General features: G+C 42.7%; 17 protein-coding genes and 1 tRNA gene. 10 read left to right on the top strand and 8 right to left on the bottom strand.

Features of this window, described 5'->3' with window-relative positions; all coding sequences use genetic code 11:
- Positions 1-62: 62 nt before the first annotated feature.
- On the top strand, positions 63-287 hold the full coding sequence (locus FTU03_RS09380) for a hypothetical protein (protein ID WP_179992810.1): 225 nt from the start codon (positions 63-65) through the stop codon (positions 285-287).
- 278 nt (positions 288-565) lie between these two features.
- On the opposite strand, the gene FTU03_RS09375 is transcribed toward FTU03_RS09380, so the two are convergent.
- Both FTU03_RS09375 and yhbY read right to left on the bottom strand, forming a co-directional pair.
- Positions 566-1,105 carry a DOMON-like domain-containing protein gene (locus FTU03_RS09375; RefSeq protein ID WP_179992809.1) on the bottom strand — a complete coding sequence of 180 codons (540 nt, stop codon included), beginning with the start codon at positions 1,103-1,105 and terminating at the stop codon, positions 566-568.
- 11 nt (positions 1,106-1,116) lie between these two features.
- The gene (gene yhbY / locus FTU03_RS09370; RefSeq protein WP_004784797.1) at positions 1,117-1,440 is read right to left on the bottom strand and encodes a ribosome assembly RNA-binding protein YhbY; all 324 of its coding nucleotides are present in this window, start codon (positions 1,438-1,440) and stop codon (positions 1,117-1,119) included.
- A gap of 195 nt (positions 1,441-1,635) precedes the next feature.
- Between yhbY and rlmE the strand changes: the two genes are divergently transcribed.
- The 5 genes from rlmE to FTU03_RS09345 all read left to right on the top strand — a co-directional run bounded on the left by rlmE (position 1,636) and on the right by FTU03_RS09345 (position 6,380).
- Entirely contained in the window at positions 1,636-2,286 is a 651-nt protein-coding gene (gene rlmE, locus FTU03_RS09365) for a 23S rRNA (uridine(2552)-2'-O)-methyltransferase RlmE (protein ID WP_004784794.1), read from the top strand.
- A 133-nt stretch (positions 2,287-2,419) separates the two neighbouring features.
- Complete coding sequence (gene ftsH, locus FTU03_RS09360; RefSeq protein WP_034170205.1) at positions 2,420-4,309, top strand: ATP-dependent zinc metalloprotease FtsH; 1,890 nt, start codon at positions 2,420-2,422, stop codon at positions 4,307-4,309.
- A gap of 106 nt (positions 4,310-4,415) precedes the next feature.
- On the top strand, positions 4,416-5,030 hold the full coding sequence (locus FTU03_RS09355; protein ID WP_179992808.1) for a GNAT family N-acetyltransferase: 615 nt from the start codon (positions 4,416-4,418) through the stop codon (positions 5,028-5,030).
- 78 nt (positions 5,031-5,108) lie between these two features.
- Positions 5,109-5,960 carry a dihydropteroate synthase gene (gene folP, locus FTU03_RS09350; protein WP_179992807.1) on the top strand — a complete coding sequence of 284 codons (852 nt, stop codon included), beginning with the start codon at positions 5,109-5,111 and terminating at the stop codon, positions 5,958-5,960.
- 105 nt (positions 5,961-6,065) lie between these two features.
- The gene (locus tag FTU03_RS09345) at positions 6,066-6,380 is read left to right on the top strand and encodes a DUF5713 family protein (RefSeq protein ID WP_179992806.1); all 315 of its coding nucleotides are present in this window, start codon (positions 6,066-6,068) and stop codon (positions 6,378-6,380) included.
- A 28-nt stretch (positions 6,381-6,408) separates the two neighbouring features.
- On the opposite strand, the gene FTU03_RS09340 is transcribed toward FTU03_RS09345, so the two are convergent.
- From FTU03_RS09340 to FTU03_RS09330, 3 genes are all read right to left on the bottom strand, one after another.
- Entirely contained in the window at positions 6,409-7,098 is a 690-nt protein-coding gene (locus FTU03_RS09340) for a hypothetical protein (protein ID WP_005236809.1), read from the bottom strand.
- Between the two features lie 92 nt (positions 7,099-7,190).
- A tRNA-Leu gene (locus FTU03_RS09335) sits at positions 7,191-7,276 on the bottom strand.
- 170 nt (positions 7,277-7,446) lie between these two features.
- Positions 7,447-8,175, bottom strand: coding sequence for a hypothetical protein (locus FTU03_RS09330; RefSeq protein ID WP_159123479.1), 729 nt, complete (start codon positions 8,173-8,175; stop codon positions 7,447-7,449).
- A 168-nt stretch (positions 8,176-8,343) separates the two neighbouring features.
- Here FTU03_RS09330 and FTU03_RS09325 point away from each other — a divergent pair, with 168 nt between their 5' ends.
- The gene (locus FTU03_RS09325) at positions 8,344-8,850 is read left to right on the top strand and encodes a hypothetical protein (protein WP_159123480.1); all 507 of its coding nucleotides are present in this window, start codon (positions 8,344-8,346) and stop codon (positions 8,848-8,850) included.
- A 38-nt stretch (positions 8,851-8,888) separates the two neighbouring features.
- On the opposite strand, the gene FTU03_RS09320 is transcribed toward FTU03_RS09325, so the two are convergent.
- The 3 genes from FTU03_RS09320 to FTU03_RS09310 all read right to left on the bottom strand — a co-directional run bounded on the left by FTU03_RS09320 (position 8,889) and on the right by FTU03_RS09310 (position 11,666).
- The gene (locus FTU03_RS09320; RefSeq protein ID WP_179992805.1) at positions 8,889-9,167 is read right to left on the bottom strand and encodes a hypothetical protein; all 279 of its coding nucleotides are present in this window, start codon (positions 9,165-9,167) and stop codon (positions 8,889-8,891) included.
- 55 nt (positions 9,168-9,222) lie between these two features.
- Complete coding sequence (locus FTU03_RS09315; RefSeq protein WP_004784777.1) at positions 9,223-10,545, bottom strand: hemolysin family protein; 1,323 nt, start codon at positions 10,543-10,545, stop codon at positions 9,223-9,225.
- Positions 10,546-10,676: 131 nt separating this feature from the next.
- Positions 10,677-11,666, bottom strand: a complete 990-nt coding sequence (locus tag FTU03_RS09310) for a LysR family transcriptional regulator (protein ID WP_004784775.1) — start codon at positions 11,664-11,666, stop codon at positions 10,677-10,679.
- Between the two features lie 680 nt (positions 11,667-12,346).
- Between FTU03_RS09310 and FTU03_RS09305 the strand changes: the two genes are divergently transcribed.
- The 3 genes from FTU03_RS09305 to FTU03_RS09295 all read left to right on the top strand — a co-directional run bounded on the left by FTU03_RS09305 (position 12,347) and on the right by FTU03_RS09295 (position 20,598).
- Complete coding sequence (locus FTU03_RS09305; protein WP_159123482.1) at positions 12,347-13,948, top strand: isocitrate lyase; 1,602 nt, start codon at positions 12,347-12,349, stop codon at positions 13,946-13,948.
- 256 nt (positions 13,949-14,204) lie between these two features.
- Complete coding sequence (locus tag FTU03_RS09300; protein ID WP_179992804.1) at positions 14,205-17,300, top strand: multidrug efflux RND transporter permease subunit; 3,096 nt, start codon at positions 14,205-14,207, stop codon at positions 17,298-17,300.
- Positions 17,301-17,472: 172 nt separating this feature from the next.
- On the top strand, positions 17,473-20,598 hold the full coding sequence (locus FTU03_RS09295) for an efflux RND transporter permease subunit (RefSeq protein ID WP_179992803.1): 3,126 nt from the start codon (positions 17,473-17,475) through the stop codon (positions 20,596-20,598).
- Positions 20,599-20,617: the final 19 nt, after the last annotated feature.

Raw genomic sequence — 20,617 nt, 5'->3', positions numbered from 1 at the left:
TACGTTCTCCTTTGTCTTTTTGAGGCAAAACGGACTCACAATAATAATGAAAGGGGGTCACGATGCAGCAGCATTATTTTGTAGGTGTACTTTTTTTACTGACGCTGATTATGATGCTTAATCTGGTAAGTTGGTTAATGCGTACACTTTATCTCGGTGTGATGATGTTATGTCTGGGATTCTTTGGACTAACTTTTGGAACGATTATCCTGATCATCTTCACGTTAACTGTAATTTTTTATGCCGCGGTAAAATCAGTACAGGATAATTACCGTCTACATCACTAGAATATCGAAAATAATTAAAACGAACTTTTAGTCTATCAGCTTAAATAACGTTTAAATTATTATCAAAGTAGTCAGTTCTACCTAAGTGTTGAGAGCAGGCTAGTTATTTCAATTTAATATTTACCCGAATCTACGTAGAGAAAATGCAGGAAAATATTTTCTTTAAGCTATAACAGTGAGCTTTGAAAGCATGAGCCGGAAAAGCCCATAAAAAACGTGAGACCTTAATGCTCACGTTTTTTAATATCTTTTTATCCAGCAAATACTTTTAATCTGCATTAAAAGACATGCAGCCAATCCCGTTTATTGTGGAAGTCTGCTTCTGGGCTGCTGTGCTGCATCGCAAAGTATTGATCGCCTTGTGAGGTTTTTAATACTGCTGTCAGACCAATAAACAGGTCTGCCCATTTAAGTTTATGCTCAACCATAAACTCGGTCAGATCCAGACTGACATTCAGACCATAATGGGTACGTTTAAGCTGATTCAGTTCGATATCGTATGCAGCAGGTGGCGGCATATCTTCCGGATAGCGATATTCCTCAAACTGATAGGCTTGCCAGGCCTGAGAAGGAGAGAGATTGATTTCACGATAATAATCTTCACCCTGAACCCCGATAAAGATTTCAAAGCAGGTCTGTTCCCACAAAAAATTACGACGGGGATGTGCAGTAACCATTTCTGGCCACAGCACGTACTGGTTGGGATCGCGCAACCAAAATCCGACATTCAAGCTGCATGGATTTTGCTGTTCGATGGCACCGACCAATGAGATTGCCTGAAAACGGCGATCAAATGCGCTGAGTTCGTAACTGGCCATAAATCCTGTACTTAGTTAGAAAGATGGGCAAAACGGACAAGATTGGATAACTTCTGGTTTTGCTTTGGTGCTTTCTTGTAAAGCAGCGCAATTTTACCAATAGTTTGTACCACTTCAGCACCTGTAGTTTCTGAAAGTTCAGCAATGAGTGCTGCACGTGCTTCACGGTCTTCAGCCACCACTTTTACTTTAATGAGTTCGTGATCATTAAGGGCACGATTTAGCTCTTCAACTACAGATTCAGTTAAGCCTTTGTCACCAAGCATTACAACTGGGTTTAATGCATGTCCAATTTGACGTAAACGCTTACGTTCCTGAATAGATAAAGACGCCATGAGAGATAACCTGATTTTTAAAACGGCTTAGTATAGCAAAAGCGAAAAACAAACGCTGTAAATTCTCAGGAAATAATCACTTGTTAATAATCGGGAATCACACCGGAATACTCAGATTTAGATACACATGTATACTGCAAAAAATGTGTTTTTCCCGTACAATGAATCATTAGAAGTTTTTTTATTTAGAGAGTTATGGCAACACGCATTACCAACCAAAAGTTATCTAAAAGTAGTCGTGCGTGGATGAGAGAGCATCTTGATGACTTTTATGTGAAAAAAGCACAAAAAGAAGGTTATCGTGCCCGTGCTGCGTACAAGTTGCTAGAAATTCAGGAAAAATACGGCATTATCAAACCCGGCATGACTGTAGTGGACTTGGGTGCTGCCCCAGGAAGCTGGTCCCAGATTGCCGGAAAACTGGTCGGTGATAAAGGTCTGGTGATTGCATCAGACATCTTGGAAATGGATGCGCTACCTGATGTGACTTTCTTGCAGGGCGATTTCCGTGAACAAGAAGTATTCGATAAATTGTTAAATATTTTAAACGGACGCACAGTAGACGTTGTAATTTCAGATATGGCCCCCAATACATCAGGTAATAGAGCTGTAGATCAACCACGTCAGATTTATTTGTGTGAACTTGCTCTGGATTTTGCCAACAAGGTACTCGGTCCGAAAGGACAGTTTGTAGTAAAAGTATTCCAGGGTTCAGGTTTTGATGAATTTCGTAAAGAAGTCGTCAACAGTTTTGATGTATTGAAGACGATTAAACCTGCTGCATCACGTGCCCGTTCGAAAGAAGTGTTTCTGGTAGGACAGGGACGCAAGAAGGCTTTGAAATAAAGTTTACTTGCCAACACGTTAAAAATTGTGCATTTTGTAGGTTTTTACATTATTGCAAATTGATTTGCAGCTTATTGATTAAGGTCACCCTTCGAGGGCATGATCAAATTAGATTGGAATGGGAAATAAAGCTTTGAGCGATCTTTTTAAGAATGCCGTATTGTGGCTCGTGATACTGGGTGTGCTGGTGTTAATCTTCAGCAACGTCAGTGACCGCAATCAACCGACTACAATGAACTATTCGGAGTTTGTTGCCGCGGTCAATGCTGGCCAAATTAAACAAGTTACAATTGATGGCGAAAGAATTCGCGGTGAAAAATCAAACGGTTCAGAGTTTGAAAGCATTCGCCCGGCAGTTCAAGACCCAGAACTGATGCCAAGCCTGATTAAAAATAATGTGGTCGTTGAAGGTGAAGCGCCTCAACGTCAAGGCTTGCTCATGCAATTGCTGATTGCAAGTTTCCCTGTGCTTCTAATCATTTTGTTATTCATGTTCTTTATGCGCAACATGGGTGGCGGTGCAGGCGGCAAGAATGGCCCAATGAGCTTTGGTAAATCTAAAGCGAAAATGCTATCTGAAGACCAGATCAAAGTAACATTTACTGATGTGGCGGGTTGTGATGAAGCAAAACAGGAAGTAGTCGAAATTGTTGACTTCCTAAAAGATCCTGCAAAATTCAAACGCTTGGGTGCGACTATTCCTAAAGGCGTCCTGATGGTGGGTCCTCCAGGTACAGGTAAAACCTTGCTCGCTAAAGCCATTGCAGGTGAAGCAAAAGTTCCATTCTTTAGTATCTCAGGTTCTGACTTCGTTGAAATGTTTGTCGGTGTCGGTGCATCTCGTGTACGTGACATGTTCGAACAGGCAAAACGACATGCACCATGTATCATCTTCATTGATGAGATTGATGCAGTCGGTCGTCATCGTGGTTCAGGTACAGGTGGCGGTCATGATGAACGTGAACAGACTTTGAACCAGATGCTGGTGGAGATGGACGGTTTCGAAGGCAATGAAGGCATTATCGTCATCGCAGCAACTAACCGTGCTGACGTACTGGATAAAGCCTTACTTCGTCCAGGTCGTTTCGACCGTCAGGTAATGGTAGGTCTGCCAGATATTAAAGGTCGTGAGCAAATCCTGAATGTACACTTGAAGAAACTTCCTTCTACTACAGGTGTAGATGTCAAAGTACTTGCACGTGGTACACCGGGCTTCTCAGGTGCACAGTTGGCGAATCTTGTAAACGAAGCGGCATTATTTGCTGCCCGTCGTAACAAGAACACAGTCGATATGCATGACTTTGAAGATGCGAAAGACAAACTGTACATGGGTCCTGAACGTAAATCGATGGTACTTCGTGAAGAAGAACGTCGTGCTACGGCTTACCATGAAGCAGGTCATGCGATTGTGGCAGAAATGCTTCCAGGTACAGACCCTGTGCATAAAGTTACCATCATGCCGCGTGGCTGGGCATTGGGTGTTACCTGGCAGTTGCCTGAATTTGACCAGACTAGCCATTATAAAGACAAAATGTTGAATGAACTTTCAATCCTGTTCGGTGGTCGTATCGCAGAGGAAGTCTTCATTAACCAGATGTCGACTGGTGCTTCGAATGACTTTGAACGTGCAACTAAAATGGCACGTGCAATGGTGACCAAATATGGTATGTCGGACAAGTTAGGCGTCATGGTCTATGAAGATGACTCTCAACAGTCATTTATGGGTAGCATTGGTACCCGTACGATTTCTGAGGCAACCCAACAACAGGTAGATGCGGAAGTTCGTCGCATCATTGATGAGCAATACAAGGTTGCACGCGATATCCTTGAAAATAACAAAGATATTGCCCATGCCATGGTGAAAGCGCTGCTTGAGTGGGAAACAATTGATCGTGAACAGATTCGTGACATTATGGAAGGTCGTGAGCCAAAACCACCTAAAGTTTATGTTTCAGACAATCCAGTGATTGATGTAACACCGACTGATGGTCCAATGACTCCTCCGCCATTACCAGCGAACTAAGTTAAAAATTAAAACCACCTTCGGGTGGTTTTTTTATGGCCATTGTTTTGTCATATCTAGTTGAATGCTATAGTCAATTCATAAAAATCACTGAGTAAAAATAAGAATGACTTTACCTGTTCTGGAATCCAGTATTTATCAGCTACGTTTGGAGCCACTGAGCTGGGAACATTTTGCAGACTTAGAAAATGCATGTGCCGAAGGGGACTTGGGGGAAGTGTTATATAATTCGGTACCTTACCTACATAAACTTAAACACTACTTTACCCAAGCTTTTGAACAGCAGTCCAAAGGTGAAAGAATGGCTTTTGCCGTGATTGATTTAACTTCAGACCGAGCAATCGGCACCACCAGCTTTCATGATATCAAGCCGGAAATTCCACGTGTTGAAATTGGCTTTACCTGGTATGCCAAACCTTATCAACGAACCTATGTAAACCGGGTCTGTAAATATCTTTTGCTGCAGCATGCATTTGAAGAGCTGAATGCTCAAGTGGTAGGCTTTCGGACTGATCATCTGAATCTTAAAAGTCAAAAAGCTATTGAAGCTCTGGGTGCCAAACAGGATGGCATCATTAGATGTCATATGCTGCGTAAAGATGGCATGACACTCAGAGATAGTTATATCTATAGTATTTTAAAAAGCGAATGGGTTGATGTAAAAGCGTTACTGCAATCCAAGCTGATGCAATATTCCAATAAGAACTATTTTGAAATCTAGCTATTGAATAGATTGAGCTTTGCTTTATTGATCTTTCCATAAGACAATACCGGGGTTATTGTGAACTAGGATTGAACCATGCAGCTGAAGCCACTACGACCACAGATCTGGACTTTCGGTCATTTGAAACTGGATTTGTCTCAGCCGCATGTGATGGGAATTTTAAATGTGACTCCGGATTCCTTTAGCGATGGGGGGCTGCACAATCAGAAAGATCAGGCTGTAGTAAAAGCCCTGGAAATGATTGCTGATGGTGCCACCGTAATTGATGTGGGTGGTGAATCTACACGTCCAGGTGCATCAGTCGTGGAAGTTGAAGAAGAAATCCGTCGTGTTGTGCCTGTAGTTGAAGAACTGGCCAAGCATGATGTGATCATCTCGATTGATACTTCACAGCCAGAAGTGATTAAAGCAGCCGTGAAAGCGGGTGCACATATCTGGAATGATGTACGCGCGCTCACTCGTCCACAAGCGTTAGAGACGGCAGCAGAACTGAATATTCCGGTGATCATCATGCATATGCGTGGTGAGCCGACTACGATGAATAATCTGGATCAGTATGATGATGTGACTCAGGATGTGATTCGGGAACTGTCACAACGGGTTCAAGATGCTCTAGATGTGGGTGTTAAAGCTGGACATATCATGATTGATCCTGGTTTTGGATTTGCAAAAAATGCCCAGCAAAATTTAAAGCTGTTGCAAGAGTTTTATAAATTGACAGAAATGGGCTATCCGATTTTGTCTGCTTTATCCCGCAAACGTTTTATTGGTGCTGCTCTGAATGGTGCAGAACCACAAGCACGTGCAGTAGGTTCGGCTGCGGCGCATTTGCTGAGCATTCAGCAAGGTGCCTGTATGGTTCGAGCACATGATGTCAAGGTAACAGCAGACGCCATCAAAATCTGGAAAGCTATGCAAAATGCCTAAATCTGGGCTGAAAGACATATAGGAGCACAAGCTGTTTGGCTTTTAAACAGCAATGTGCTATACAGGCACGCTTAAGTTAGATTGTCATCTTTTAGAGTGCCTGTAATGTTTGCAGATTTACTTCTCCCCATGTTCGATGATGAATATTATCCCGATATTCTGGTTGCAGAAATCAAGCAACACATCGAACGTTTTGCTTCAAAAGTATCTAAATCCGGTTTATCAGATCAGGATGTATATCAGCTGGCCCATGAGACTGTGGTAGACATCAATGCCATGAAGCCACAGTTTGAAGATCTGGACTCTTCTCTGGATGATACTGCCGCAGACTATATTGCCGAGGCCATGATGATGGTCGTGCAAGAGCAGGGTCTGTTTGATATTGAAATGGAAGAACTGGTCGTTAATCGCGAATGGTAAAAAAAGCCCTGTTAAACAGGGCTTTTTTTTAATAATCTGAAAATACGTCTTTTAAATTTTTATAATGAATTTCATCCAGTAATTTCTGCTCTTCCAGCATGCAGCTATGATGCAAATCCAGATAATACTGTTTTAAATCTTTTTGATAAGGCACCGGTTCCGGCTCTTTGCTTTGCGATTGCTGATAAGACCAGTAAGCCAGCTGACGGATTTTCTGCAAACGTACCAATAGGGTGCTGCGAGTCGAAACTCTAAAGCAGGGCTCAACTAAAACCGGTACGAGGCTACTGAAAGCAAGCAGGGCCAAACAAGGCAAGGTAATAAATGCTGAGTGAAAATACTGATAATTTATAAATGACAGAATCGCAATCAGGGTTTGCATATACAGGCAGAGTTGCAAACGCTTGGCATAGCGAACAGAACTGTATTTCGCCTGAAACTGGGCGCGCCAGATATAAGGATAGAGCATGCCGATCATGACAATGGTACCTGCACTAAGCGCCTGATATTTTGAAGTCACAAAGTCAGGGTAAAACGGCAGCGAAAAGCACAGGCAACAAAATCCTGTGATCATGATCAGAATACCAATACGTAAATACAGATAGAGATCAGTGGTCTGGTTCAAATATTTATAACGGCCATAGCTGAGGCTGCAAAAGAATGCATCAGGATGGCGTAATTGCAATCTGGCTAGATCAAAAGAACGGGATGCAGACATGGGAAGGGCACATTCTATTGGTGATAATCACGCATAAAAAAACCAGCTGAATGCTGGAGATTTTCATTGCACCATTCTAATCAGAATTAAAATGGTGCCCGAGGCCAGACTCGAACTGGCACGCTTTGTGGGCGGGGGATTTTAAATCCCCTGTGTCTACCGATTTCACCACTCGGGCATGTGCGCAATAATAGAGGACGAAATAAAGCTTGGCAAGTAAATTTCAATACGTTTGCTTTATTTTCAAGCAATTCAGTAGTTTAAATTAAAAAATTAAATCCATAGTGCTAGATGATAAGCGTGAGAAGTCATGTAATTTTCTATTTCAGGCCGTGATTCATAAAACATTTACAGGTGCTCGTCCAGATAAGTATCGATATCGATGTATTTAATCTTCTTGCACTGCTCATGTTCCAGTTTAAACAAGCGGGTATGTAAATCCGCATAGTGCTGAAGCTGATTTTTCAATTCTTCATTTGGGGAGGTCGGCTTGGAATGAAAAAATAATTTCAGACGTAGTTTCCAGGTTTGTTGATAAGCCCAGAAACAGATGCGACGTAACTGCTGCAGTTGATATTGTTCAGTGCTATTGGTAGCAGGGCGGAACATATTTTCTTTATAGAACCGTACAAAACCAAAACTGATCCCGAAAAAGAATAGAATCCACATGGTCATACTGCTTTGTAGAAAAACCAGATTCAGCGCTTCCAGCACAATGACTACAGTGAGTTTAATCGGTGTATGTCTTAAAAACTGATAGAGGGAATGAGAAGAGTGCCGGATCTGCTTGATCACTAGTGGAACCACCAGCATCAGAAATAACAGAATAGTCAGAATTGCATAAGCTTGCGCCTGAAAGTCTGGGGCAGTTGATAGCTTAGAGGAATAAACATCTTTGAGAACCAGGCTAATCGGTACAAAGATCATGGCAGCCAGCACCCAGGGAATCAGTTCCTTGAGATCACTTAAAATACCCTTGGTCTTGATCTGGCCATAAAACAGATAATTTCTTTTGAAGGCAGCGGGATAAAGCAGTTTAAGTTGCTGCAATAAAAGATCAATCTGTTTGGTTTGCATGATAAAAAGTAAATAAGAAACTTGCCGCCTACTATAGCCAATTTACGCCAGAATGATAGAGATGATCCGGATTTTGCAATTATTAGAGTTGAAGCTAAAGATTTTAATTTTTTAGTGAGGATTTATGCGAAAATAGTCCATTGCATATTTATTTTTTAGGGACAGTTTATGACTGATCAATCTCCTGCGACGCTAAGCGACATCGAAATTTTAGACATCCTTCAAACCATGAAGAATGATGAGCTAGATACGGAAGCAAAAGAAGTTATTCGTCAGGGTGGTAAAGCGGGTCGTCAGGAAGCGCATAAACAGGCGCTGGTTGTATTGAATCAGTCATTTGAAGAAAAATTTGTTGAAGCAGTTTCTCTGGCCCTGAATCTGAATGAAGCCCAAATCAAAAAAATCCGCTATAAGAAAGACCGTATCCGTATTTTAAAAGCGCGTGGCGTTGATTACCTGGCAATTGATGGTGCGGAAACTGCCTTTGTACTGGCACAGATTGCACAGGCGATTCTACGTGAAGATGCGGTCGTCACTCATGACTTACATAATATTTTCCCATTCTGGAAAGAAGGCTGGCCAATGGTGCAATTTGATAATACCTACAAAATTTTGCAGGAAGATATCCAGATCCATTATCAGGCAGTCCTTGAAGCACTTTTATCAAAAATCTAAACTGAATTGAATATAAAAAAGCACCTTCGGGTGCTTTTTTAATGAGAATAAAATAGGGAAAGCAGCCAACGCACAGGAAAGATAAACAGCCGCCACCAGGTGATGAGTGGATAATAAAAATATTCGCCTATTCTTAAAGTCGAATCAAATCCTTGCCGACGCCGCTCATAAGGATAGGGAGTCAGCCAGATTGAAAGTAAAATGAGCACAATTGCTAGGATCAGAAATACAGGCTGTTGATCTTGCATAAAGAAGAAATAGATTAAATATAAGGCCGAATAAAAACTCAGACAGGCGAGTAGCGCAGCAGTATTCATAAAAGTCTCATTATTATTGTTTTTCGAGTTTTAAAAAAATTGAAGAAGAACCAGATTATTCTGATTCTTCTGTCGGTGGCTTTTTCACTTCTAGCATACGTGTAACCAGTAACTGGTCAATCTTGAAATGATCAACATCGACAACTTCAAACTTATAACCCGCATGTAGCACAATATCTGCAGGACGTGGAATCTTGCGCAGCTTGAACATCATAAAACCAGCCAGAGTTTCATAATTCTCTTCATCTGGCATTTCATCAATTTCCAGCGCATGTTTGATGTCTTCAATGGGCGTACTGCCATCAATCAACCATGAATTGCTGTCACGCTTAATGATCTGCTGGTCTTCTTCCAGGGGAGTAACCCAGTCGCCCATCACGGTAATCATAATGTCGGAAAGGGTAATCACACCTACGACCAAGGCATATTCATTAATAACGACGGCGAACTTTTCCTTGGTTGAACGGAAGCGATCCAGTAATTCAGATAGAGTCAGTGTATCTGGAATGGTTAGAACCGTACGGATGGTATTTTCATTTAACTGAAGTAAAGACTGATTATTCAGAATACGAACCAGAATATCTTTGGAGTCGACATATCCAATCACATCGTCGATATTTTCATTACAGACCAAAAACTTGGAATAAGGAAATTCAGCCAGTTTTTGACGAATACTGGCTTCTGATTCTTTCAAGGTAAAGAACACCACATTTTCGCGAGTCGTCATACTGGAAGGAACATTACGTTCTTCAAGCTCAAACACGTTCTCAATAAAGTGATGTTCCTGTTTCTGTAATACACCTGCCTGAGCACCCGCATCCATTACCGCTGAAATATCCGCAAAGGTAATATTGTCGTCTCGGATGGTATTCACTTTAAATAAGCGGAACAACAGGTTCGCAATGGCATTGATGAACCAAGCCAATGGTTTACAGATTTTGATAAATACCTGAATCGGATTAATCACCGAGACAGAAATTTTTTCTGGAGCGATCATGGCCAGACGTTTCGGCATCAAGTCCGCAAACAGAATAAATAATGAAGTAACTGCGGTGAAGGACAGGCTGAATGCAATCGTTTCAGTCCAAGGACCTTGATAAAATCTGGAAAGTAAATTGATGATATAAGGGCGGAAGGCGCCTTCACCTAAAATACCGCCTAAAATGGCAACGGCGTTTAAACCGATTTGGGAAGCTGCAAAAAAGTCAGCAGAGTTTTCTTGTAAATCTAAAACTTTTTGAGCGCGAATATCTCCCGATTCAGCCAAAATTTTCAATTTGACCTTACGGGCACCTGCAAGCGCGATTTCTGTTAATGATAAAAAACCGGCCCCCGCGATGAGTAATAAGATAATCACGATGTTTTGAAAGAGGCTCACGAATCCACCTGTGGATTAATATGATCTAGCTAAAAATATTTTTAACACAAAAAAAGACTTGAGGTACAAATAAAGCAACTCAAGTCTCTAGAGTATAAGCTTAAAAATGAGCAATTTAGCTAATATTCAATTTAATAATGCGAAAATTGCGAATTATTCATTAAAAATTCACGATTTTCTTCTTCGATCATCTGACGGGCTACATATAGAATCAGCTGACGTAACCAGCGATGGGCGGGATGATGATGCAATAAAGGACACCACGCCATCTTCAATTCAAACTCAGGAATATAGAATGGTGGATCTTTAATGAGTAAGTTCTGGTTTTTGGCTTGCAGACGTGCAATACGGGTCGGTAATGTTGCTACAAGATCGACATTGGCAGCCAGAAGACCAGGCATCTGATAATGACGGGTAAATACCGAAATCTTACGTTTTTGGCCAATACGTTCAAGAGCCTGATCAATCCAGCCGAGACCCGCCTGTTTCTCAGGGTTTACCCCAAAGCCAACGCCCATACCGGTTTTCGATACCCAGATATGCTGTGCATCCAGATAGCTTTTCAGATTCAGGTTGCCCGCAGCCGGATGCTTGTTATTTAACAGGCAAGAAAAGCTGTCACGCCAAACCAGTACCTGATGGAAGCTTTGCGGAATTTCATTAAAACGGTTAATCGCCAGATCAACTTTACCTTGTTCCATGTCACGATAGGACACATCACTTGGGGTTAAGAAGTCGAGAACCACATTCGGTGCTTCTGAACGTAATGCTTTCACCAGGCGTGGTACCAGTGTGGCTTCAGCATAATCTGAAGTCATGATGCGGAAGACACGGTTTGAAGTATAAGGACGGAACTCGGTACGCGGTTCCAGAATCATGGAAAGATCCGCTAAGGCATCACGGATACGAGGTTGGAGTTCTAGTGCACGTTCTGTTGGGGTCATACCTTCAGAAGAGCGAATCAGGAGGGGATCATTAAATAAATTTCGTAAGCGACGTAAAATGTTACTCATCGCAGGCTGGGTTACCCCAAGTTGTTCTGCAGCACGCGTGACATTTTTTTCACGTAGAAGTACGTCAAGATAAATGAGGAGATTAAGATCGACCCGCTCCAGATTCATAAAAAAAATACCGAAAATAAAATTATGAAATTATATGGATTATGCCATAACTACTATAACTTGTGTACGCAACTGATGAAAAAAAGCCCAGCTGATTGTACTGAAATACCTTTTTAGAGTCTCTTTCACCGCAGATTTTGCCAGTCTGAATCCTTCTCTATTTTTAAGAGCAGAAAGGAAATCTGGCTGCCTTCGAAACGAAAGAAAAGTATTTCTAAGAAACAGAGGGAATTAGCAAATAATGTGCCAGGTTTGATAAAAAATATTTCAACAAATAAATGAAAAATAATTCTTTTGAAATAAGTATTCTAGGTTTTAAGGCTTAGAAAATAGACAAAATTTGCTGAAATTAAGCGCTGCTAAAGTCTTGCAAGACTTAAGTCTAATGAATATTTTTTACTCATGTTGCTGATGTTTTAGGCAAAATACAAATTTAAAAATTTAAAAATAAAATATTAAATACAATAACTTATAAAAAACTGATCAATATATAATTAGACTTTCATCTACATATTTTTTAAATAAATAATGATAATTCTTGCAGAATATTGGATTAATTTTTCGAAGCCCACTAATCTTTAGCTATCCCAACGGATCGTCGAAAATCTGAACAAGTCATTGAGGGTGTGATTTGAGCGGTTCGTTGCAGAAAAATCCTAATATTAATACAGGAATATATCATGACTACATACCAAACAGCGATTGATGCAATCCGCGAATTAAAAGCGAAATTCGGTAACACTTGGGCAGACATCAGTCCTGAAGATGCTGCGCGTATGCAACTTCAAAACCGTTTCAAAACTGGTTTAGACATTGCTAAATATACAGCGGCGATTATGCGTCGTGATATGGCTGCTTATGATGCAGACTCTAGCAAATACACTCAATCACTAGGCTGCTGGCACGGTTTCATCGCTCAGCAAAAAATGATTGCGAACAAAAAATACTTCGGTACAACTGAACGTCGCTATATCTACCTTTCTGGCTGGATGGTTGCTGCACTTCGTTCAGAATTCGGTCCTCTTCCTGACCAATCTATGCATGAAAAAACTTCTGTTCCTGCATTGATCGAAGAAATCTACACATTCTTACGTCAAGCTGATGCGAAAGAACTGAACGACCTGTTCCGCGCACTTAAAAAAGCTCAAGACGCTGGTGATACAGCTAAAGCTGCTGAAATCACTTCACAAATCGACAACTTCCAAACTCACGTTGTGCCAATCATTGCGGACATCGACGCTGGTTTCGGTAACGAAGAAGCGACTTACTTACTAGCTAAGAAAATGATCGAAGCGGGTGCTTGTGCACTTCAAATCGAAAACCAGGTTTCTGACGCGAAACAATGTGGTCACCAAGCTGGTAAAGTTACAGTTCCACACGAAGACTTCATCGCGAAAATCCACGCTCTTCGCTATGCATTCCTTGAAATGGGTCTTGACGACGGTATCATCGTTGCACGTACTGACTCTGAAGGCGCTGACTTGACTCAAAAAATCCCAGTGGTTAAAGAGCCAGGCGACATCGCTTCTCAATACATCAGCTACTTAGACACTCAAGAAATTGACATCTCTGAAGCACAAGAAGACGAAATCCTGATCAAACGTGATGGCAAACTTCACCGTCCTAAACGTCTTGCTTCTGGCTTGTACCAGTTCCGTGAAGGCACTCAGATCGACCGCGTTGTACTTGACTGTATCACTAGCTTACAAAACGGTGCTGACCTTCTTTGGATCGAAACTGCGACTCCAAACGTAGCTGAAATCGCCCACATGGTTAACCGTGTACGTGAAGTTGTGCCAAATGCGAAACTTGTTTACAACAACTCTCCATCATTCAACTGGACACTGAACTTCCGTCAACAAGCGTACGACCGTTGGGTTGCTGAAGGTAAAGACGTATCTGCATACGACCGCGCTAAACTGATGAGCGCTGAGTACGACGATTCTGAATTGGCTGCTGAAGCTGACGAAAAAGTTCGTACATTCCAAGCAGACGCTTCTCGTGAAGCAGGTGTGTTCCACCACTTGATCACTCTGCCTACTTACCACACAGCTGCTCTTTCTACTCACGAGCTTGCTCAAGGTTACTTCGGTTCTGAAGGTATGTTGGCGTATGTTGCTGGCGTACAACGTAAAGAAATCCGCGGTGGTATCGCTTGTGTGAAACACCAAGCAATGGCTGGTTCTGACATCGGTGACGACCACAAAGAAATCTTCGCTGGTGACAACGCGCTTAAAGCGGGTGACGATGCGAAAAACACAATGAACCAATTCTCTGCTTAATCAGCTCTGAATCGATTCTAAAAAAACCCTGCGCAAGCAGGGTTTTTTTATGCCTAAAATAAAAATAATAACCTTATAAATTGTTGAAATAGCTAGATGAAAGGCAAAATCTTCATATTTTCTTCATGATTCAATTTTATACATATTTTTCTGTGATCAAGCCTTGCATTCTCTAGGCCACTGCCTGAATATCCTTAAGCTGACTCAATAATGCAACGCTTTCCATAATTCATTAAATTCAAAGTGATTCAGACTTATGCTGTCTAAGTTTTTCATTCATCGTCCTATTTTTGCAGGTGTGCTGGCCATTGTAGTCATGGCCATTGGACTTTTTGCGGTGATGAATTTACCTGTTGAACGTTATCCGGATATTGCACCGCCTCGTATTACTGTGGCAACAACCTATACCGGTGCATCTGCAGAAACAGTAGAAGAAAGCGTGACCCAGGTGCTGGAACAGCAAATTAAAGGTATCGACCGCTTGCTGTATTTCAGCTCAAGCAGTGATTCCTCAGGTCGAAGCCGGATCAGCATCAGTTTTGAAAATAGTACCGATCCAGATACAGCACAAGTACAGGTTCAAAATGCGATTAACGGGGTTCTCAATCGTTTGCCAGAAGATGTCCAGCGACAGGGCGTGAATGTCTTCAAATCTCTTGGCGATACCCATATGGTCATCGGTTTGTATGATGAGTCACGGCGTAGCAGCAATATTGAACTGTCTGATTATTTGACCACGCATCTGGAACAGGATATTTCCCGAATTGATGGCATTGGGGAAGTGGATGTTTTTGGTTCACAGTTCGCGATGCGCATCTGGCTGAATCCAGCAAAATTGAAACAATATAACCTGATGCCAAGTGATGTGCGGGCAGCGATTGAATCACAAAATACTCAAGTGGCAGCCGGCGCAATTGGTGACTTGCCAACAGTCGATGATCAGTATCTGAATGCCAAAGTCACATCAGGCAGCCGTTTAAAAACAGTCGAAGAATTTGAAAATATTATTGTGAAGTCTGCCCGGGATGGTAGCTTTATCTACTTAAAAGATGTTGCACGGGTTGAATTGGGTGCGGAAAATTATCAGTCATATAGCACCACCAACGGCTATCCTTCTGCCGGTCTGGGTATTTCACTGGCCTCCGGTGCCAATGCAATTGCGACGTCGAGTCTGATCAAGGCTGAAATCGAGCGACTCTCCCAGCAGTTGCCGGAAGGCTATAAAATTGCCTATCCGCGTGACAATACACCGTTTGTTAAAGAATCGATTAAAGAAGTCGTTAAAACTTTATTCGAGGCGGTCATTCTGGTCGTCATCGTGATGTTTATCTTCCTGCAAAACTGGCGTGCCACCTTAATTCCGACTGTAACTGTGCCTGTAGTTTTACTCGGAACCATGGCAGTACTTTATGTTTTGGGACTGAGTATTAATACGCTGACTTTGTTTGCCTTAGTACTGGCCATTGGCTTGCTGGTCGATGATGCCATTGTGGTGGTAGAGAACGTTGAACGTCTGATGCATGAGCAGCAGCTTACAGCCAAAGAAGCAGCGCTGGAATCCATGCAGGAAATCAGCGGCGCACTGATCGGGATTACCCTGGTTTTAACCGCGGTCTTTATTCCCATGGCATTTTTTGGTGGCTCAACCGGGGTGATCTATCGTCAGTTCTCGATTACGCTCGTGGCAGCGATGTCTCTGTCGCTGATGGTCGCACTGATTCTGACACCTGCACTTTGTGCGCTGATTCTAAAACCAAATCCAAAACCTGCCAAGTGGGCGAGTTGGTTTAACCAGAAACTGGATGGTTTGAAGCATCGTTATCTGAAAGTTTCTAATGTCACTCTACAACATAAGGCCATTAGTCTGGTGCTGTTTGCCGGATTGCTCTGCGTATTTGCTTTATTTTATCGCGCCTTACCCACCAGCTTTTTGCCGAGTGAAGACCAGGGTATTCTGAATCTGCAAATCCGGCTGCAGGAAGGCGCGCCAATGAAAAACACCATTCAGGTCGGTGAGCAGATTCGTCAGTATTTTCTGGAAGAAGAAAAGGACAATATCGACTTGGTCATGCTACGTTATGGCCGTAACTTCTCAGGTACCGGTCAGAACCTGGCGACCGGTTTTGTTGCCTTGAAGCATTGGGATGACCGTGCTGGAGAAGAAAATACCGCGCAGGCGATTCGTGAACGTGCTATGAAGCATTTTCGCAGTAACCGCGATGCTCAAGTCAATATCAGCATGCCGGCTTCAGTGAATGGTTTAGGGCAAACCGACGGCCTGGATTTCTGGATTCGTGATATTAACGGTAATGGCCGTCAGTATCTGGAAGAGCAGTTCCAGAATATGCAGGCTGGAGCAGCTCAATATAGTAGCTTTGAAAATCTGGATAAGCGTTCCAATCCGGAAAAAGCCGAACTGAAAGTCAATATTGACCAGAAACAGGCTATGGCCAATGGTCTGAGTCAATCCGCAATCAACAGTACGCTTTCAGCGGCCTGGGGGGGTAATTATATTAATGACTTTATTGATCGTGGCCGGATTAAACGGGTGATTATGCAGGGCGATGCAGAATTCCGTTCCAAACCTGAAGATCTGGCGCAATGGCATGTACGTAATGACCTGAACGAGATGGTGCCTTTCAGTAATTTCGCTCAGGTGGACTGGAGTGGTGGTCCTGAGGTGGTCAACCGTTTTATGGGCTATACCTCGCTGCAAATGCAAGCGGATATGGTCAAAGGTTCCAGTTCTGGTGAAGCGATGCAAGATGTTGAAAATCTGGTGGCAGAACAGGATGGCATTGACGTGGTCTGGAGCGGTTTATCCTTTGAGGAAAAACAATCCAGTAATCAGGCAATCTGGTTATATCTGGTGTCGATTGGTTTCATTTTCCTGTGCCTGGCCGCTTTATATGAAAGCTGGACGATTCCGACTGCGGTCATGTCCGCTATTCCTCTAGGGATTGGTGGGAATATCATTTTTAGTTTTCTGGCAGATTTTCCGAATGATATTTACTTCCAGATTGCTTTGCTGACCACGATTGGTCTGTCCTGTAAGAATGCAATTTTAATCGTAGAGTTTGCGGCATTGGCTCAGGAAAAAGGTAAATCGGTAGTTGAAGCTGCACTTGAAGGTGCTTCACTGCGCTTGCGCCCAATCCTGATGACATCTCTGGCCTTTGGTGCTGGGATTCTGCCACTGGTCTTTGCTTTTGGTGCTGGTGCAGCCAGTCGTCGTGAGATTGGAATCAGTGTTTTTGGTGGAGTGATCTTTGGAACGATACTGGTGCTAATTTTTATTCCATTTATGTACGTTTTAATTCGCCAAATGACGATGAAGAAATCACATACATAATATCAATTGAGAATATAGCATTCTAAAATCCCCGTTATAACGGGGATTTTTTTATCGGAAATAAAAAGGTAAAGATTGGCTTAAATTTAAGCATGGTGTGAAAATTGCTATAGAAATCATCTATTCATGGCGTGTGCATCCTAAAGATGCATTTGATGGGGATTTCTGATTTATGTTGTCGCGCTTTTTTATTTATCGTCCCAAGTTTGCAGCGGTCATTGCAATTTTAATGATGGCCCTTGGGGTATTTGCACTTCAAAAAATTCCCATTGAACATATGCCAAATATGGATACGCCAGCTTTAGGCGTTTCCGCAGGTTATCGTGGTGCATCGGCTGAAACAGTTGAGCAATCGGTGACCCAGATTCTGGAACAGGCGGTAAAAGGCATTGAAGGTCTGGAAACTTTTCACTCCAGCAGTTCGGTGGGACGGGCCCAACTTACGCTGCAATTTGAGCCAGGAGTCGATCTTGATCAAGCCCAGTTACAGGTTCAAAACGCCGTGAATGGTGTATTGAGCCGCTTACCTGAAGAGACGCAGCAGGGCGGAGTCAATGTTTATAAATCAGGGTATGACCAGTTTGCACTATTAAGTTTATATGATGAGAGTGGGCAGAGTAGCGTTACCGAACTATCAGATTATTTGATGGTGCATGTCGAACCGCGTTTGTCACGTATTGAAGGTGTAGGGGAAATTGATCTGTACGGGGCAGGTTATGCCATGCGGATCTGGCTAAATCCGCATAAGTTGCATCAGTTTAACCTGATGCCAAGTGATATTCGTAATGCCATTGAAACCCAGAACGCACCATTGGCTTCAGGCGCAATTGGTGGTTTGCCAACCATGCAGGATCAATATCTCAATGCCAAGGTTAGTGCCGGTTCACGTTTAAGCAGTGTGAAAGAATTTGAAAATATCATCGTTAAAACCACAGATTCCGGTTCATTGCTGTATTTAAAAGATGTGGCACGGGTAGAACTAGGTGCAGAAAGTTATAACCACATTAACTATACCAACGGACAGCTCTCTTCAGCTTTATCGATTACTTTGGCGCCGCGGAGTAATGCTATTGCCGTGTCCAAACAGATTCAAGACGTATTAAAAAACGCTCAGGCCAATTTGCCACCGCACTATCAGTTGCAAATGACCATGGACAAAACTCCATTTATTACCAGCTCAATTGAACAGGTAGCTAAAACTCTGGTTGAAGCCATTATTCTGGTCATTGTGGTGATGTTTATCTTCCTGCAAAACTGGCGTGCCACGATTATTCCGGCCGTTACGATTCCGATTGTGGTTTTGGCGACCTTTGCAGTGCTGTATGTCTTGGATATGACTCTGAATAGTTTTACCTTATTTGCCCTGATTTTAGCCATTGGTCTGCTAGTCGATGATGCCATTGTAGTGGTGGAAAATATTGAACGCCTGATGCAGGACGAATATCTGGATGCCAAGGCGGCTGCCTTAAAGTCCATGCAGGAAATGAGTGGGGCACTGGTCGGTATTACATTGGTACTTACCGCAGTATTTATCCCGATGGCTTTCTTTGGCAGCATCACTGGGATGATTTATCGTCAATTTTCCATCACTTTGGTGGTAGCGATGTTGCTGTCTTTATTCGTGGCCTTAATCATTACTCCAACATTTGCGGCACAACTCCTCAAACGCAAACATCATCAGGCTCGCTGGGCGCAGTGCTTTAACCATGGCATGGATCAGCTCAATGCCGGTTACCAAAAAGTTTCAGCTCAAAGCATGCGTCTGAAATTCACGATGTTGGCACTGTTTAGTGTGTGCATAATGGGCTTCGGTTGGGTATATAAGCATTTGCCGGAAGGATTGATGCCCACTGAAGATATGGGCTTTGTTATGGGGCAGATTGTCATGCCGGGCAATGCACCGCGTACAGAAGTCGAAAAAGTCGGGCGTGAAGTACAAGACTATTTAATGAAACACGAATCGGAACGCATTCAGAGTGTAGGTGTCTGGTATAGCGGCAACAATGTCGGTGTAGGTCCGTATCGTGGGCAGCTCTTTGTGGTATTAAAAGACTGGGCTGAGCGCAAAAATCCTAAAGATTCGGTCTTTGCCATTGTCGATCGAGCACAGAAACACTTTGCCAATCATGCCAATGCCCAAATTTTCTTTATGGCGCCTTCCATGTCGAGTAATGGTCGTGTAGTCGATTTCTGGTTGCAAGACCTGGATTATAAAGGAGCTGAATTTTTACAGGAGGCATTTGGCCAGATTGAAGCGCGTGCCCAAGGCAAATCATCGATTGAATTTTTACAGCTGGATCAACCCAAAGAAAGTGTTGAGCTGAATATCAAACTTGATGCAGAACGTGTGTTAAAGCATTCCATTCCTCAGCAAAATGTAAACAGTACTTTGGCTGCAGCGTGGGGTGGAACTTACATCAATGACTTTATTGATCGCGGGCAGATTAAACGTGTGATTATGCAGGGTGAAGCAGAATACCGTTCCAAACCTGAAGATCTGGCCTTCTGGCATGTACGCAATCAAAAAGGTGAAATGCTGTCGTTTAACCAGTTTAGCAGTCTGAATTGGCAGGGCGGGCCAAACAGTATTAACCGCTATATGGGCTATAACGCTGTTCCAGTCTATGCCGGGATTCCAAAGGACAAGTTTTCCAGTCAGACCATGCAGGATGTTGAAGCATTGGTAGATGCCCAGGAAGGTGTGAATCTGGCTTGGAGCGGAGCCGCATTGGAAGAAAAGCGCAGCAGCGGTCAGGCGATTTTCCTGTATGTGATTTCGATTGCCTTTATTTTCCTGTGTTTAACCGCTTTATATGAAAGTTGGACCATTCCTGTGGCCGTGATCAGTGCCATTCCATTGGGCGTAGGTGGCAGTATCTTATTTTGCTGGATCTTTGGTTTCGCCAATGACATCTTTTTTCATATTGCCTTGCTGACGACAATTGGTCTGTCCTGTAAAAATGCCATTCTGATTGTGGAGTTTGCTGCACAGGCAGAGAAAGCAGGAAAAACAGCTATAGCTGCAGCCTTAGAAGGAGCAAGTTTGCGCTTACGGCCTATTCTCATGACTTCTATTGCTTTTGCTGCGGGAGTGATTCCTTTGATTTTTGCTTCTGGGGTCAGTGCGATCAGCCGTCAGGAAATTGGTGCCAGCGTTTTGGGCGGGGTCATTTTTGCAACTATTTTGGTATTATTCTTTATCCCGTTTATGTATGTGTTAATCCGAAACCTGTTTCGTGTCAAAGCAACAAATAAAGTTATACAAATCAATCAGGAAAATGAGGAATACTCACTCTAGGGCGGGTATGTTTCATACC

The organism is Acinetobacter sp. YH12046 (assembly GCF_013419905.1).
Lineage (GTDB): Bacteria > Pseudomonadota > Gammaproteobacteria > Pseudomonadales > Moraxellaceae > Acinetobacter.
The sequence above is the reverse complement of the archived record's forward strand: the minus strand, read 5'-3'. Positions and strand labels throughout refer to the sequence as shown.